The sequence below is a fragment of the Streptomyces sp. NPDC007088 genome (genome assembly GCF_042869355.1).
GTDB lineage: Bacteria > Actinomycetota > Actinomycetes > Streptomycetales > Streptomycetaceae > Streptomyces.
The window spans coordinates 72540-87483 of sequence record NZ_JBIAFO010000003.1 but is presented as its reverse complement, the minus strand read 5'-3'; the positions used below and the strand labels follow the sequence as shown (position 1 = coordinate 87483).

12 protein-coding genes are annotated in these 14944 nt (G+C 75.0%); 6 read left to right on the top strand and 6 right to left on the bottom strand.

What is annotated here, in order from left to right; translation table 11 throughout:
- The first annotated feature begins 108 nt into the window (after positions 1-108).
- Complete coding sequence (locus ACFYMP_RS06100; protein WP_388851267.1) at positions 109-1467, top strand: MDR family MFS transporter; 1359 nt, start codon at positions 109-111, stop codon at positions 1465-1467.
- 13 nt (positions 1468-1480) lie between these two features.
- Here ACFYMP_RS06100 and ACFYMP_RS06095 read toward each other — a convergent pair whose 3' ends face one another.
- The 4 genes from ACFYMP_RS06095 to ACFYMP_RS06080 all read right to left on the bottom strand — a co-directional run bounded on the left by ACFYMP_RS06095 (position 1481) and on the right by ACFYMP_RS06080 (position 5212).
- A complete protein-coding gene (locus ACFYMP_RS06095) occupies positions 1481-2395 on the bottom strand; it encodes a class I SAM-dependent methyltransferase (protein ID WP_388851264.1) in 915 nt (304 codons plus the stop codon).
- 343 nt (positions 2396-2738) lie between these two features.
- Entirely contained in the window at positions 2739-3191 is a 453-nt protein-coding gene (locus ACFYMP_RS06090) for a DUF6114 domain-containing protein (protein ID WP_388851261.1), read from the bottom strand.
- Positions 3192-3517: 326 nt separating this feature from the next.
- Positions 3518-4183: a DUF6230 family protein gene (locus tag ACFYMP_RS06085; protein ID WP_388851258.1), complete on the bottom strand. Its 666-nt coding sequence runs from the start codon at positions 4181-4183 to the stop codon at positions 3518-3520.
- A 234-nt stretch (positions 4184-4417) separates the two neighbouring features.
- On the bottom strand, positions 4418-5212 hold the full coding sequence (locus tag ACFYMP_RS06080; protein WP_388851255.1) for a TetR/AcrR family transcriptional regulator: 795 nt from the start codon (positions 5210-5212) through the stop codon (positions 4418-4420).
- A 454-nt stretch (positions 5213-5666) separates the two neighbouring features.
- Between ACFYMP_RS06080 and ACFYMP_RS06075 the strand changes: the two genes are divergently transcribed.
- Positions 5667-6614, top strand: a complete 948-nt coding sequence (locus ACFYMP_RS06075; RefSeq protein ID WP_388851253.1) for a hypothetical protein — start codon at positions 5667-5669, stop codon at positions 6612-6614.
- Positions 6615-6828: 214 nt separating this feature from the next.
- A complete protein-coding gene (locus tag ACFYMP_RS06070; RefSeq protein WP_388851250.1) occupies positions 6829-7491 on the top strand; it encodes a Tat pathway signal sequence domain protein in 663 nt (220 codons plus the stop codon).
- A 178-nt stretch (positions 7492-7669) separates the two neighbouring features.
- Here the strand turns inward: ACFYMP_RS06070 and ACFYMP_RS06065 are convergent, their stop codons facing one another.
- Together ACFYMP_RS06065 and mshA are read right to left on the bottom strand one after the other, a co-directional pair.
- Positions 7670-8221: a YbjN domain-containing protein gene (locus tag ACFYMP_RS06065; protein WP_388851247.1), complete on the bottom strand. Its 552-nt coding sequence runs from the start codon at positions 8219-8221 to the stop codon at positions 7670-7672.
- The gene (mshA, locus tag ACFYMP_RS06060) at positions 8214-9569 is read right to left on the bottom strand and encodes a D-inositol-3-phosphate glycosyltransferase (protein ID WP_388851244.1); all 1356 of its coding nucleotides are present in this window, start codon (positions 9567-9569) and stop codon (positions 8214-8216) included. Before mshA ends, ACFYMP_RS06065 begins: the two co-directional genes overlap by 8 nt.
- A gap of 345 nt (positions 9570-9914) precedes the next feature.
- Between mshA and ACFYMP_RS06055 the strand changes: the two genes are divergently transcribed.
- The 3 genes from ACFYMP_RS06055 (at position 9915) to ACFYMP_RS06045 (ending at position 14816) form a co-directional block, all read left to right on the top strand.
- Entirely contained in the window at positions 9915-10751 is an 837-nt protein-coding gene (locus ACFYMP_RS06055) for a class I SAM-dependent methyltransferase (protein WP_388851241.1), read from the top strand.
- A gap of 274 nt (positions 10752-11025) precedes the next feature.
- A complete protein-coding gene (locus ACFYMP_RS06050; protein ID WP_388851238.1) occupies positions 11026-12651 on the top strand; it encodes an NlpC/P60 family protein in 1626 nt (541 codons plus the stop codon).
- Between the two features lie 494 nt (positions 12652-13145).
- Positions 13146-14816 (top strand): SpoIIE family protein phosphatase, encoded by a 1671-nt coding sequence (locus tag ACFYMP_RS06045; protein WP_388851235.1) that lies wholly within the window; start codon positions 13146-13148, stop codon positions 14814-14816.
- Positions 14817-14944 lie beyond the last annotated feature (128 nt).

The following is a 14944-nucleotide window of genomic DNA, read 5'->3' as shown; positions in this document are numbered from 1 at the left end:
CGGCGGTTGACGGCAAACGTCAAATGAGTGGCCTTTCACCGATCACGCTTCGTAAGGTGTGGGTATCCGATGAGCCGCTTACACCCGCTGCACCCTGGGGGAACGTCCATGTCCGTCAACGCCTTGCGCCGGGCCGCGCGCGACAGCGTGTCCGGGTTGCCGCGCGCCTTCTGGTGGTTGTGGGCCAGCACGCTCATCAACCGGCTCGGCGGGTTCGTCTACACCTTCATGGCCATCTACCTGACGCTGGAGCGCGGCTACTCCGCTTCCTACGCCGGTCTGGTCGCCGCGCTGTTCGGGCTCGGCGGGGTGCTCGCCTCGCTCGTCGGCGGGGTGCTCGCCGACCGGTACGGGCGGCGGCCCACCATGTTCCTCGCGCAGACCGCGACGGCCGTCTCGGTCGCGGTGCTCGGGCTCGTGACCGATCCCGTCACCATCGCGTGCGTCGCCGCCGTCGTCGGCTTCGCGAACAACGCCTCCCGGCCGGCCGTGCAGGCGATGCTCGCCGACATCGTGCCGGCCGAGGACCGGGTGCGGGCCTTCGCTCTCAACTACTGGGCGATCAACCTGGGGTTCGCCGTCTCCTCCGTCGCCGCCGGGCTCGTCGCGGAGCACAGTTATCTCGCCGGTTTCCTCGGGGACGCCGTACTCACCCTGCTCTGCGCGCTCGTCGTCTTCCTCAAGCTGCCCGAGACCCGGCCCGAGCCGGCGCCGGGCGCGGGCGCGGACTGTGGCGCCCCGGCCGTCGGCCTCGGGACGGTGGCCAGGGACGGGCGGTTCATGGCCGTCGTCGGCATGTCCTTCCTGGTGGCGCTGATCTTCCAGCAGGGTTCCGTCGGTCTGCCCATCGCGATGGGGCAGGCGGGTTTCACGCCCGCCGACTACGGCATGGCCATCGCCGTCAACGGTGTCCTGATCGTCGTCCTCCAGATCCCCGTCACCCGGTTCATCGAGCACCGCGATCCGGGGCGGCTGCTCGTCATCTCCTCCGTCCTGGCCGGTTACGGACTCGGGCTCACGGTGTTCGCCGGTTCCATGGGCGTCTTCGTGCTGACCGTGTGCGTGTGGACCCTCGCCGAGATCGTCAACGCGCCGACCCAGACGGGTCTGGTCGTGCGGCTCTCGCCCGTCCACGGACGCGGTCGCTACCAGGGCGTCTACGGGCTCTCCTGGGCGGCGGCCGCGCTGGTCGCGCCGCTCATGTCCGGGGCGATCATCGACCACCTCGGGGCGCGCTGGCTGTGGATCGCCTGCGCCGTCCTCGGCACGATCGCCGGCCTCGGTTACGCCGTCGTGCTGCGGAGTTCGCCGGAGGACGAGGTGGCCGGGGGCGGGGCGGCGGCAAAGGCCGGGGACCGGGCCGCGACGGGGGCCGTCGGTGCGGGGTCCCTTCCGGAGGACCTGGGTGTCGCCGCCGCCGGTTCGGTCTCCGGTTCCTCCCCCGTGGCCGTGTCGAAGTCCGCGTAGCCGCGGCCGGGCGTCACCGTCCGCGGCCGCCGGTCTCCGCGTTCCTCCCGCCCGGGGGCCTGCGCCACAGCCCCGCCCACAGGAACGGCTCGCCGAAGCGGCCCGTGCCGGGGCTCTGGTGCCGCATCGGGCGCAGGGCGAGGCACTCCAGGCCGGAGAAGACCGCGCGGAGCGAGCCCGCCGTGTAGGCGAGTCCGCCGTACGGCCCGGGGGCGCGGTACAGGTCCGCGTCGGGAATCTCGGTACCCGAGCCGGCGACGCCCGCCGCGAAGCAGGTCAGGCTGAACAGTCCGCCGGGGGCGAGCGCGCGGTCCAGGAGCGCGAGGTGACTGATCCTGCGGTGCGGGGCCAGGTGGTGGAAGCAGCCGGAGTCGTGGATCAGGTCGTAGGGGCCTTCGAGGGCGGGGAGTGCGAAGGCGTTTCCGTGGTGGAAGCGGATGCGTCCCGCCTCCGGCCCGGCCACCGGTCCCGGGCCGGCCGCGAGCCCCTCCGTCCGCGCCCGTTCCGCGGCCCACGCGAGGGCCTTCGCGGACAGGTCCACCGCGTCCACCGCGTATCCGCGCGCCGCGAGGTACAGGGAGTTGCGTCCGGGGCCGCAGCCGAGGTCGAGGGCGCGGGGCGGCGTGGTGCCGCGCCCCGCCCCGGGCGTGACGGCCCTCGCCGGAACCCCGCCACTCGTGGCGGAGGGGGCCTTGCCCACGGTGGAGGGCGCCGTGTCCGGGAACGGGGCCTCCTCCAGGAAGGAGACCAGGCTCTCGTCGGGGTCGCGTACGAAGAAGGGGACCGCCCGGTCGCGGTCGGCGTAGAAGCCGTCCCACCAGTCGGCGCCCGGCGGGGCCGCCGCGTCCGCCGCCCGCGGGGCGAACAAGTCGTCCAGCAGGCGCATCACGTCCCCCGTCGTACGGATATGACGGGCCGCGTCGTCCATCGTCTTCCCCCTGGGCTGTCCTCGGTCCGGCTCGCCGGTGTCCGGCGCACGCCATGGCCGCGCGCACCCGTCGGCTGTGTGCCGGGGGCGTCTCGTGGTGGCGCGTCGGTGGGATCACCGTAGGCCGCGGCGGCCCGCGCCGCACCCCGCGGGCGGTCCGGCCGGGGCCGGGGATCGCCGACTGCCCCACGGGCGGGCCGACGGGGACCTCCCGGGCCGGGCGCGGGGGCAACTGGCCTCACAGACAGGCCAGTACGGCGGGAAGAGGGTGATACGCGGGGCCCCGGGGGCGGGAATCCGAGGGCCGGGAACGACCCTCGCGCCCGCGCCCGTGCCGGTCCCCTCAGAGGCGGTCCGGCCCCTGCGTCACCGCCCTCCCGGGTGCGTGCGCCTGTTCCCTCGCCCCGGTCCGGGCCGCTCGCGCCGCGCGGCGGTCGCGCCCGCGCCACCTGCGCGGTTCCTGGTCGGGCAGCCAGCCGAAGGCGAGGGAGCTGCCCAGCACACCCAGCAGCATCCCGATGACGAAGCCGCCGAGGTTGGAGGTGATCCAGGTGGCGAGGGAGCACAGGACGGCGATGACCGAGTAGAACAGCCGGTGCAGCGGGTTGAGGAGGATCAGCAGTCCGCACACCACCATCAGGACCGGCAGGACGTAGCCCGCGAGGGACTCCGCGCCGGCCTTCAGGACGACGGACACGCTGGCCTGTTCACTCAGCAGGATCTCCGCGCCGCCGAGGAGGACCAGAAGCCCGCCCCAGAACGGCCGGCCCCGACGCCACCCGCGGAAACCGCGCACGGGGCGGCGCGAGGAGGCGTCCGCACGTACTGCCGGTGCGGGGTTTCCGTGGACTGCCGGTGCGGCGTCTTCGTGGGGCTTCGGCGCGGTCTCCGGCGCGGCGTCTTCGTGGGGCTTCGGCGCGGTCTCCGGCGCGGCGTTCTCGCCGGTCCCCGGCGCGGCGTCCGTGTGGGGGCCCTGCCCGCCGTACCCCCGGGCTGTCCGCGTTGCGTCCCCGTCCGCCCGCCCCGCGCCGCCGTCCGCACGACCCCCCGGCCCGGACGGGTCGCCGCCGGGCTCCGGGGCCTCGCGCCGCGGTCCGGCGGTGCCGTCCGCGTTCTCCACGGTCAGCAGCCCTTCGAGCTGAAGTTCATGTGGAGGTCGGGGAGTTTGAACTTCGCCGCCGTGGTGGCCCAGTTGGTCTGCCGGACGTTCTTGATGCTCACCGTGTCGGCCTGTTGCCCGAAAACCCCGAGCGGGCCCTTGACCGGGGGCTTCTTGAAGGTGCTCGCGTCTCCGCCGATCTCGATGTTGTCGAAGGAGGCGAGCTTGCCCGCGATCTCCGTCGAGTCGGTGGTGAGCCCTTCGGCCTGTACGGGTGTGCCCTTGCCGCCCGCCGTGAGGTGCAGGTACGTGCCGCCGATCTCCACGCTCTGGCAGAGGTTGGTGAGTTCGGCCTTGCGGATCGCGGTGACGATGGTGAGTACCTGGCCGCCGCTGTCCCCGGCGTTCGGGCTCCCGTCCGGCATGTTGTCGAGCGCGCCGAACTGGCCGAATCCGGTGCCGGTGAGGCTGTCGGCGGTGATGACGAAGGGCATTCCGGAGATCGCGAACTGGGCCGCGATCGCGCCCTGCGCGGTGAGCACCACGAGGGTCGCGCCGACCGCGAAGGCGGGCAGCCCCATGAGCGAGGCGCGGCGGAAGCGGACCCGCCCACCGCCCTCGGGGCCGCCCCCGGACGGGGAGAGGGGCGGGGCGGGGGGCGGTGGCGTAGCGGGCTGGGACGTGGCCATGTCGGCTCCTCACGCGAAGGGTGCGTTCAGTGAGCGTGCTCGGCTGGTCCTGGCGCGGACGGCTCCTCGCGAGGGCACGGGTTCCCCGGCCGGCCGACGCACCGGTCGACGGTCGACGCACCGGCCGGTCGCCGGTACGGCCTTCGCTGCCACAGGAGTCGATCGGAAGTTACCGCCAGGTACGTTGACGGTCAACTACCTTGTGCAGATTGGGTGTTGATCCAGCGAACGACCTCACCCCGCCCCCGGTTCCGTTCCGGGGGCGGCGAACGGGGAGAGCACCACCTGGACGAGGGTCGGCAGCAGTTGCGGCAGCCGTTCCACTTCGCCGCGCGCGATCCTGCGGTACAGGGCCGCGTGCACCGCCCCCACCAACGCGTCGACCAGTTCGGCGCGTTCGTCCTCACACCCGCCCCGCGAGGACGCCTCCCCGAGGTCGCGGGGCGCCCCCGTGAAGAAGGTGCGGAACCTGCCGAGCAGGCGCTCGCGTTCGGCGCGGCCGGCCGCGCCCACGCCCTCCACCTCGACGACCATCACGGCGAAGGCCGGATTGTCGGCCAGCAGGCTCAGCAGCGCGTCGAGCCCGGCCCGTACGGCGGCCGGCCAGTCCCGGTCACCTCCCGCGTCCTCGTAGGCGCGCTCCATCGCCTGCACGACGAGGGCGACGCCGAGACGGTAGGCGGCGAGCACCGCCTCCTCCTTGCCGGAGAAGAGCGCGTAGAACACCGGCCTGGTCACCCCGGCCGTGGCGCAGATGTCGCTGATCCTGGCGCCCGCGCAGCCCTGTTCGGCGACCGTGCGCGCCACCCCGTCGAGCAGCCGTTCCCGCTGCGTCGCGGCCACCAGCTCCTGCGGCACGCGGCGCGGCCCGCGCCGGATGGAACGCTCGGGCTCCCGGCCGGTGCGGGCCCCGGGGAGCACCGGGGAGCGCGTCGCCGCGGCGCGTCCGGGCAGGTCAGGGGCCGGCTCGGTGCCGCGCGGGGCGCCGGCGGGCCGCAGGGCGGAAGCGGGGGCTGCTCGGTCGGTCATGGCCATATCCTCGCTACGGACGGTTGACGCGGACAACACAGCGGGTTTACAACCCTCTTGGGTTTTCCATTCGAGCCGCAGTCTCCGGAGGGACGCGGACGGGTCCGTGGCGCCGGCCCCGTCCTCTCCTCCGGCACCACCGCTCTCCCCCTGTTCCTCCGGCACCACCGCTCTCCCCCTGTTCCTCCCGTTCTCCTCAGCCCCTCCCCGCTCCTCAGCCTCTCCGCTCCCGCCCTCCGCCGCCGTGCGCCTGGGCACCTCGCGCTCTTCGCGCGACATCTCGCGCACCAGAACCCGCAGAACCCGCACAGGGGCACGTCCCGCGCACTCCCCCGCCCGGTTGAGCCGGGTGCGGCGCGCGCTTCTCCACGCATCGTTCCCCGACGCGCGTCCGTTCCCTCACGGCACCGGTGCGCCCGGCCGCCGCTCCCCCTCCACAGCGAGGAGTACGTGCATGCGTTCCTCCCTCTTCACCAGAACCCCGGCCGGAACCCGGCCCGCCGGCGCGTTACCGGGCCGGCGGAGACGCTCGCGGGCTCTTGCCCTGCTGGCCGCCGCGACCGGTCTCACCACGGTGGCCGCCGTGGCGCCCGCTAGCGCCGCGGGCGGTCCACTGGCCCCGCCCTACGCCGGGATGGACACCTGCCCGGTCAGCTCGGCCGCCCTCAAGGACCCCGCCAACCTCCAGGTGGGATGCGTGAGTTCGACGACACGCGGCGGGAAGTTCCGGATCGGCTCGACCACGGTCGACCTCGGCACGCCGATCGACCTGCGCTTCGGGATCTACTGGGACAAGAGCGGTCCCGGCGTGGACCTGCCGGACGGCGGGAGCGCGAACCTGTACCGCACCGTCGCCCCCTCCTCGGGCCCGCTGCTGAGCGCGCCCGCGACGGAGGTCACCATCCCCGGCATCGCCAATGTGATCCCGGGCATCACCAGCGTCCGCGCGCAGGTCGAACTCGCGGGCCCCGTCACCGATTTCGCGCCACTCGCGGCGGGGACGGCGGTGCCGGTGTTCCGGCTGCCGGTCAAGCTGCACCTCATCCACCCGCTGCTCGGCCCGCGCTGCTACCTCGGCGGCGACAGCTCACCGATCGTGCTGCGCCCGGCCGCCCTCGACGCGGGCACCGTCGACGTGCAGGCCGACCCGAACGGCCACCAGACGCTCATCGCCTCCTTCGCGGACGCGAGCCTGACGGACACCACCTTCTCGGTGCCGGGCGCGAAGGGCTGCGGACCGCTGGGGCTCGGGGCCCTCGACCCCGTGATCAACGGCCTCTTCCACCTTCCCTCGGCGGCCGGGAAGAACGCGGTGACCTTCGCGCCGACCAGCACCTCCCTCGCCTTCAACGACTCGATCGGCGACCTCAGCGCCTCCCTGGCCGAGGCCCCCCGGGGCTGAGCGAGAACCCCGGCACCCCCGGCACGCACCACCGGCCCCGCGCACCACCGCTCGTACCCCGGGTCCGCGCACCATCTCTCGTACCCCGGGTCCGCGCACCACCTCTCGCACCCCCGGTCCGCACCGCCGCACCACCGCTCTCACCCCGGGTCCGCACCGCCGCACCACTCATCCCGCACCACTCCACCACCCCACACATGGCAAGGGGACTTCCATGCGCAGACACCTCGTTCCGGCCGCGTTCACCGCTGTGGCGGCGGCCGCCCTGCTCTCCGTCTCGCCCGCCCACGCGCTGACCGGCGGCGCCTCGGCCGGGAACGTGCTGACGTACGGCGGGGCGGCCGGTTCGGCCGTCGCCGTGGGCGACACCCTCACCGCGTCCCTGGCGCCGGGGGCGAGCGCCACCATCCGTACGACCGCGGGCGGCAGCACCGGCATCACGTGCTCCACCTCGGCGTTCACCGCGAAGGTCTCCACCAACCCGGCCGCGCCGGGCTCGGCGACGGAATCGCTCACCGCGCACACCTTCGGCGGCTGTACGACGAACATCCTCGGGGCCACCGGGGTGCAGAGCTTCACGGTGGACACCCTGCCGCTCACCACCACCGCCACCTCGGCGGGGGCGCTCACCGTCGCCGGGCCGATCCAGACCACGGTCAAGCTCACGACGGCGCTCGGGCCCACCACCTGCGTCTACACGGGGCCCTCGCTGAGCGGGACGACCTCCAACACCGGCAACACCATCACCTTCACCAACCAGGCGTTCACCAAGAAGACGGGGCCGGCGAGCTGCCCGTCCACGGGCTACTTCTCGGCCGTCTACGGGCCGGTGAAGGACACCAGCAAGACCGGTTCCCCCTCGGTCTGGGTGAACTGACACCCCGTCCGGCCGCACCGGCCCCGGGCGCGAACCGGCGCTTCGGAGAGGTGAGTCCGGACCGCGAGCAACAGCTGTGAGACCTCCTCCTCAGGGGCTCGTACGCCTGCCGGTGACCGCCAGGGGACGGCGGCACACACCGGCGGGCGTACGGGCTCCGCCCGCCGCCCGGCCGGGGTCAGTCCCGCCCGCCCGTGAGGTGGCTGAACGCGTCCAGGTTGCGGGTCGGCTCCCCGCGCGAGACGCGCCACGCGTACTCCTTGCGGATCGCGCCGGCGAAGCCGAGTTCGAGGAGGGTGTTGAAACTGCCGTCGGCGGCCTCCAGGACCGAGCCGAGGAGACGGTCGAGTTCCTCCTCGGTCACCGCGGCCAGCGGGAGTCTGCCGTTCAGGTAGATGTCGCCGAGCGGGTCGATGGCGTAACTCACGCCGTACAGCTTGAGGTTGCGTTCCAGCAGCCAGCGGTGGACGGCCTCGTGGTTCTCGTCGGGGCGCCGGATCACGAAGGCGTTGAGGGAGAGCGAGTGCCGGCCGACGATGAGGGACACCGTCGTCGAGAGCTTGCGGGTACCGGGGAGCGTCACGACGTACGTACCGGGCCGCGGGCTCTCCCACTCCAGCTCGGCGTCCCGGAGGAAGGCGTCCAGTACGCCGGTGTGTGTCCGCGCGCCGTCCCCGGGCGCCTCGGCACCCGCCGGTCCGTCCGCTCGCTGCCGCCGCTGCTCAGCCATGGTGCGAGCGTACGCGACGGCGTCGTTCCTGCATGGCGGCGGCGTACACCTCGGCGGTCTCGGCGGCCGCCGTGTCCCAGCCGAAGGACAGGGCGTGCCGGGCGGCCGCCTCGCCCATGCGGGCGGTCAGTTCGGGGGCGTCCACGAAGCGGGCGAGGCGCTGCGCGTAGTCGGCCGGGTCGTGGCCCTGGACGAGGAAGCCGGTGACTCCCTCGCGCACGGCGACGGGCAGTCCGCCGACCGCGGCGGCGATCACCGGCGTACCGGCCGCCTGCGCCTCGATCGCGACGAGGCCGAAGGACTCGCTGTACGAGGGCATGACCAGCACCGACGCGGCGCGGAACCAGTCGGCGAGCTGCTCCTGGCCGACCGGCGGCTGGAAGCGGACGACGTCGGCGATGCCGAGGCGCGCCGCGAGCTTCTGCAGCCGTTCGGGCTTCGCGAGCCCGCTGCCCGAGGGGCCGCCGACGACCGGGACCACGAGGGAGCGGCGCAGTCCGGGCCGCTGCTCCAGCAGCACGGCGACCGCGCGCAGCAGTACGTCGGGCGCCTTGAGCGGCTGGATGCGGCCGGCGAAGACGGGGACGAGGGCGTCCCGCGGCAGGCCCAGGCGCGCGCGGGCGGCGGCGCGGCCGTCGGCGGGCCGGAAGCGGTCGAGGTTGACGCCGGGGTGGACGACGGCGATCCGGCCGGGGTCCGCGTCGTAGTACCGGGCGAGTTCCCCGGCCTCCTCGCTCGTGTTGGCGATGAGCCGGTCGGCGGCGTCGACCACCTGTGTCTCACCGATGACGCGGGCGGCGGGCTCGGGGGTGTCGCCCTCGGCGAGCGCCGCGTTCTTGACCTTCGCCATGGTGTGCATGGCGTGCACGAGCGGGACGCCCCAGCGTTCGGCGGCGAGCCAGCCGACGTGCCCGGACAGCCAGTAGTGGGAGTGGACCAGATCGTAGTAGCCCGGCCGGTGCCCGGCCCAGGCCCGCATCACGCCGTGCGTGAAGGCGCACAGCTGCGGCGGCAGGTCCTCCTTGTTGAGCCCCTCGTAGGGCCCGGCGTCGACGTGGCGGACGAGGACGCCGGGGGCCAGCTCCACGGCGGGCGGCAGCGCGCCCTCGGTGGCGCGGGTGAAGATCTCGACCTCGATGTTGATCGCGGCCAGCCGCCTGGCCAGCTCCACGATGTAGACGTTCATACCGCCCGCGTCGCCGGTGCCCGGCTGGTGCAGGGGCGAGGTGTGCACGCTGAGCATCGCGACACGGCGCGGTTGCCTGCGGCCCTGCCCCGGCAGACGCAGCCGGGGGGAGGGCGGCCGCGTCGGCGAGCGCAGCCCCAGCCTGGTCACGTACTGGCTCACGTGGCGGTCCTCCTTGCTGCGGGCACGACGACGGGCGGGTACCCGCTTCCGCCGCGCGTCCCACGCGGCGCCGCGTCGCGCGCGCGACGAGGTCCCGACCGCGGTCCCACGCGGTATCGGGACTCCCGTGGCCACGCGCACGCGGCACGAGACGGAAACCGGCCCGTCAGCGCAAACACCTGAACGGCTGAGTCCATTTCCCGGCGCGCGCTCCGGGCGGCTTCTTTACCCAACCATTACCGCGCGCGGCTCAACCGTCGCCGGCGCGCGGTGCGGCCTTCCTCCCCACCGGGGCCGCGCCGGGCTCCCGGTGAGCGCGGGCGCGGGCCGCTTACCCTCGTAGCCATGACCTCGCGCGCCGCCTCCCGGCCTGTCGGGACTGTGACGCGCGGGACGACCAACCCGAACCGGCTGCGCCGCATGGACCGCTGGATCGCCCACGCCCTCGGCCCCGCCCTGCGCGCGGCCGGCGCGCCCGTCGCCGTCGACCTCGGGTACGGGGCGGCGCCCTGGACCGCCGTCGAACTGCTCGGCCGGCTGCGCGCGGCGGGCCCCTCGCCCTCCCGTCCGGCCGCCGTACGGGTCGTGGGCATCGAGATCGATCCCGCGCGGGTGGCCGCCGCGACCCCCTACGCGCGCGAGGGCCTCGTGTTCCGGCACGGCGGCTTCGAGGTGCCGCTGCCCGGGGACGTACGGCCGACGCTGATCCGCGCCGCGAACGTCCTGCGCCAGTACGACGAGGAGCGGGTCGCCGGAGTCTGGGAGCGGCTGCGCGGGCGGCTCGCGCCGGACGGCCTGCTCGTCGAGGGCACGTGCGACGAGATCGGCCGCCGCCACGTGTGGGTGGCCCTGGGCCCCGAGGGCCCGCGCACGGTGACCTTCGCGACCCGGCTCGGTTCCCTGCACCGCCCCTCCGACCTCGCGGAACGCCTCCCGAAGGCCCTCATCCACCGCAACGTCCCCGGCGAGCCGGTGCACGCCTTCCTGCGCGACGCCGACCGCGCCTGGGCGGCGGCGAGCCCCTACGCGGCGTACGGGGCCAGGCAACGGTGGATCAGGACGGCCCGGACCCTGCGCGCCGACTGGCCCCTGACCGACCGCGAGACCCGCTGGCGGCAGGGCGAACTGACGGTGCGCTGGGAGGCGCTGGCCCCGAGCAGCGGCGCGCTCGCGGGGGTGTGAGCCCCGCGGGGCGCGCACGTTCTCGCGCGAGGGTCCGCGTCCAGGCGAACCCAGCAAAGGCGCTCCGGGCGGGCCCGGCCGGCCAGGCGCTCCGGGTGATCCACACGACAGCGACGAATCCTCCCGCGCCCCTGTCGCACCCGGGGCCCGCCATGGCACCATCCGAGGTGGTTACCAGGGGTAAGAAACGGTAGCCGTACGAGAGCGGCAGGGGCGGGCACGGAACGGCGGCGGACAGCCGGCGGCAGCCACGGAGTACCTCAGGGGGCACAGCGTGACGCGTGACAACGGGCGTGCGGAGCCGGGCGAGCGTGAGCGTGCGGAGCCGGGCGAGCGCGGGGGTTCGGGAGCCGGTGCGGGCGCGCCCCGGCTGTCCCGGCGCGGGCGGCTCCTCGCGGCGGTGGCCGTCGTGTGCGCCGCGACCGTACTCTCCGCCCCCGCCACGGCCTTCGCCGCTCCCGTCCTCCCCGGTGGGGCCCACGGCACCCACTCGGCGGCCGGGGCGTCCCGCAAGGCGCTGACCAACGCGGAGCTGGAGGCGGTGCGTACCCGTATCGACGACCTGTACCGCGAGGCGGGCCGGGCCACGGAGGCGTACAACGCGGCCGAGGAGCGGCGCGCGGAGCAGTCGGATCAGGTCGGCCTGCTGAGTACGCGCGTCGCGCGGGGCGAGGAACAGATCGCGGGTCTGCGCGAGCGGATCGGCGCCGCCGCCCGCGCGCAGTACCGCGACGCCGGCTCCGGGTTCACCGTCGAGGAACGGCTGCTGCTGAGCGACGACCCGCAGGACTTCCTGGACAACTCCGAACTCGCGCGCCAGGGCCAGCGCGGCAGCAAGCTGCTGCTGGACCGGCTGGACCGTACGCAGAAGCGGCTCGACGCCGACAAGAAGGACGCCGCCGCCCTCCTGAAGCGGCTGGAGAGGTCGCGCGCCAAGAAGGCCGCCGCGCGCGAGGAGGTCGAGAAGCGGATCGACGCGGCCGAACTCCTGGAGTCGCGGCTGGAGAAGAAGGAGAAGGAGCGGCTGCGGAAGCTGGAGGAGGCCGCGGCGGCCAGGGCACAGGCCGGCTGGATCGACTCCGGCGCCCTCAGGAACGGGGGCGCGGGGGCCGGCGGCGGGGTGTCGGCCGGGGCGGCCACGGTCCCCGGCGCGGCCGGGGGCGCGAGCGCGCAGGGCGCCAGGGCCGTCGCCTACGCGACCGCGCAGCTCGGCAAGCCCTACGTGTGGGGCGCCGAGGGCCCCGGTTCCTTCGACTGCTCGGGCCTCACCTCCCAGGCGTGGCTCGCGGCGGGCCGCGCCATCCCGCGCACCTCGCAGGAGCAGTGGCGGCAGCTCACCCACGTGGACGTCAACCGGATGCGTCCGGGCGACCTGATCATCTACCACTCGGACGCGAGCCACGTCGGCATGTACATCGGCGGCGGCCGCATCATCCACGCCCCGCGCCCCGGCCGGAACGTGACGGTGGCGGGCGCCGGCTCCATGCAGATCCTCGGCGTCGTACGCCCGGACCCTGAGGCCGCGTCCCTCCCGGGCGGCGACAAGACGAAGCCGGGCGGGGCCGGGGAGTCCGCGGGGACGGGGAAGCCGCAGGCCAGGACGGTGACGCCGGGCAAGGCGGACGACGCGGGCAAGGACGCGCACCAGAAGGAACGGGCGCGCGAGCCCGCGAAGTCGCGGGCCACGGCGCCGAAGACGGAACCGGCGGGGAAGCCGGGACCGGCGAAGAGGTCCGGCGGGGCCGAGGAGCCGGACGAGGCCGGGAAGAGCGGGACGGGGACGGACGGGGCCGGGAAGAGCGGGACGGGGACGGACGGGGCCGGGAAGAGCGGGAACGCGCCCGGCGCGCCCAAGGGAGGCGGACCCGGGGCCGGGAGGACCGGAGCGGACATCCCCTAGCCGGGCGGCGGAGAGGGCGGCGACGGGACGGGGCAGCCGCCGCCCCCGCCACGCGGAGGGCCACCCTGACGGCGCACCCCCGCCTCCCCGACCCCCGCCCCCGCCCCCGCCCCCGCCCATCCGCCGGGCGGCTCCCGTGGAACCCGCCGCGCGTCAGAGGAGCCACCGGGGACCACCGGGGATCACCGGGGGAACGCGCCGACGCCGTACTCACGGGATGCCACCGACCGCCGTACTCACGGGATGCCACCGACGACGCACCGGGGGCGTGACGCACCCCACGAAACCCCGCCCGGTTGCGGTGCTCCGGCGTGACCTTCGTCATCCGGGGAGCGGGCGGCTCGTCCGTAAATGCGCTGCTGGGGGCGGCATATGACAGGTCCCGCGCGCCTGGTGGCGTTCCGTTACCCCGGTGGCTGCCGCTAAGGTCCCCGTCTGGTGGGGCGTCGTTCGTCGCCCCGTCATGCCCTCGGGGGAGGGAAAGGAACCAGACGATGCCCGCATCCGGGAACGGAAGCGGACGGCCGGACCTGCCCGGACCGCCGTCCACCGCCCCCTCGGCGCACCCCGGCCCCGTCACCGCGCGTGACGGTTCACGTCCGGCGGACCCGGCGCCGGGGTCCGGGCTGCTCGCGCACGGTACGGCCCTGAGGGACGTCACCGCCCAGGCGTCCGGCCCCGCCCACGACCCCGAGAACGCACGAGGAACGCATATCACCCCGCAGGACGCACCGGCCCCGCCCACGACGAGCGAGCGCGGGCCCCGGCCGCAGTGGCGGGAACGGGAAGGGGATCAGGGCCAGAGCCACGTCCGGAGCCGGGAGGAGGGGGCGCCGACGCGGCACGCCTCCGGCGCGGACGGCGTCCTCCCCGGGCCGGCGCGGCCCCCGCTCCCCGCGACCCCGCCCACCGGCGGCGGCAGCCTGACGCTCCTGCTCATCGAGGACGACCCCTCGGGCACCCTGAGCATCCCCGAGATGCTGGACGCCTCGGGCAAGCCCATCAGGATCCGTACCGCCCGCAACCTCACCGAGGCGAGCCGGCTGCTCACCGACGACGTGCACTGCATCCTGCTGGACCTCAACCTCCCCACCACCGGCGGACCGGGCACGGCAGGGGGACAGACGGCCACAACCGGTTCCGGAAGCGGCGGCGGGCGGCCGGACCGGGGCGAGGCGGACGCCGAGGCGGCGGCCGACGACGAACTGACGGCCCTGCACCGCGTCCTCGACCTCGCGCCCCGGCACGCCGTCCTCGCGCTGACCTCCTCCGAGGACGTGGAGCGCGGGACGCGCGCGGTACGGGTCGGCGCGCAGGACTTCCTGTTCCGCGACGAGCTGGACGGGCGGGTGCTGAGCCGCGCGATCCGGTACGCGGTCGAGCGCAAACGGGCCGACGCGGCGCAGCGCCAGCTCGCCGAGGGCCGCCTGCGGGCCCAGGAGAACGCCCGGCTGGAACGCGGACTGCTGCCGACCCCGCTGCTGGAGGGCTCGACGCTGCGCTTCGCGGCGCACTACCGCCCCGGCCGCTCCCGCGCGCTGCTCGGCGGGGACTTCTACGACACGGTGCGCACGCCGGACGGCACGGTGCACGCGATGATCGGCGACGTCAGCGGGCACGGCCCCGACGAGGCGGCGCTCGGCGTGGAGCTGCGTATCGCGTGGCGGGCGCTGACCCTGGCGGGACTGTGCGGGGACCAGCTGCTGTCGACCCTCCAGCAGGTCCTGGAGCACGAGCGGGACGACGAGGAGATCTTCGCGACCCTGTGCACCGTCGACATCAGCGCCGACGGACGCCGCGCGGGCCTGTGCCTGGCCGGGCACCCCGCGCCGCTGGTCACGAGGGGCGGGGGCCGGGCGGAACTGCTCCCGCAGGACTCGAACGGCCCGGCGCTCGGCCTGCTGCCCCGGGCCCGCTGGCCGCGCAGCCAGGTGGAACTCGGCGGTGAATGGAACCTCATGCTGTACACGGACGGCCTCATCGAGGGCCGCGTCGGTCAGGGCACGCTGCGGCTGGGCCAGGAGGGCATGGTGGGCCTGGTCCGCGAACGGATGCGGGCCGGCCTGCACGGCGAGGAGCTGCTGGAGTCGACCGTCAGCCGGGTGCGCGACCTCAACGGCGGGGAGCTGACGGACGACGTCGCGGTCGTCCTGCTGTCCCGCTGAGCGTGGCCCCGGGCCCCGGCCCCCCCCGGGGGGGGGGGGGGGGGGGGGCCGGGGGGCCGGGGCGGCGCGGGGCCCGGGGGGGGGGGCCGGGGGGGCCCGGGGGGGGGGTGCCGCCCCCCCGCGGGCCC

Excerpts from the sequence above, each read along its gene's own strand:
- ACFYMP_RS06085 (WP_388851258.1), bottom strand. The coding sequence starts at position 4,183 with ATGGCCACGTCCCAGCCCGCTACGCCACCGCCCCCCGCCCCGCCCCTC.
- ACFYMP_RS06070 (WP_388851250.1), top strand. The coding sequence starts at position 6,829 with ATGCGCAGACACCTCGTTCCGGCCGCGTTCACCGCTGTGGCGGCGGCC.
- ACFYMP_RS06075 (WP_388851253.1), top strand. The coding sequence starts at position 5,667 with ATGCGTTCCTCCCTCTTCACCAGAACCCCGGCCGGAACCCGGCCCGCC.
- ACFYMP_RS06045 (WP_388851235.1), top strand. The coding sequence starts at position 13,146 with ATGCCCGCATCCGGGAACGGAAGCGGACGGCCGGACCTGCCCGGACCG.
- ACFYMP_RS06095 (WP_388851264.1), bottom strand. The coding sequence starts at position 2,395 with ATGGACGACGCGGCCCGTCATATCCGTACGACGGGGGACGTGATGCGC.
- ACFYMP_RS06055 (WP_388851241.1), top strand. The coding sequence starts at position 9,915 with ATGACCTCGCGCGCCGCCTCCCGGCCTGTCGGGACTGTGACGCGCGGG.
- ACFYMP_RS06080 (WP_388851255.1), bottom strand. The coding sequence starts at position 5,212 with ATGACCGACCGAGCAGCCCCCGCTTCCGCCCTGCGGCCCGCCGGCGCC.
- ACFYMP_RS06100 (WP_388851267.1), top strand. The coding sequence starts at position 109 with ATGTCCGTCAACGCCTTGCGCCGGGCCGCGCGCGACAGCGTGTCCGGG.
- ACFYMP_RS06065 (WP_388851247.1), bottom strand. The coding sequence starts at position 8,221 with ATGGCTGAGCAGCGGCGGCAGCGAGCGGACGGACCGGCGGGTGCCGAG.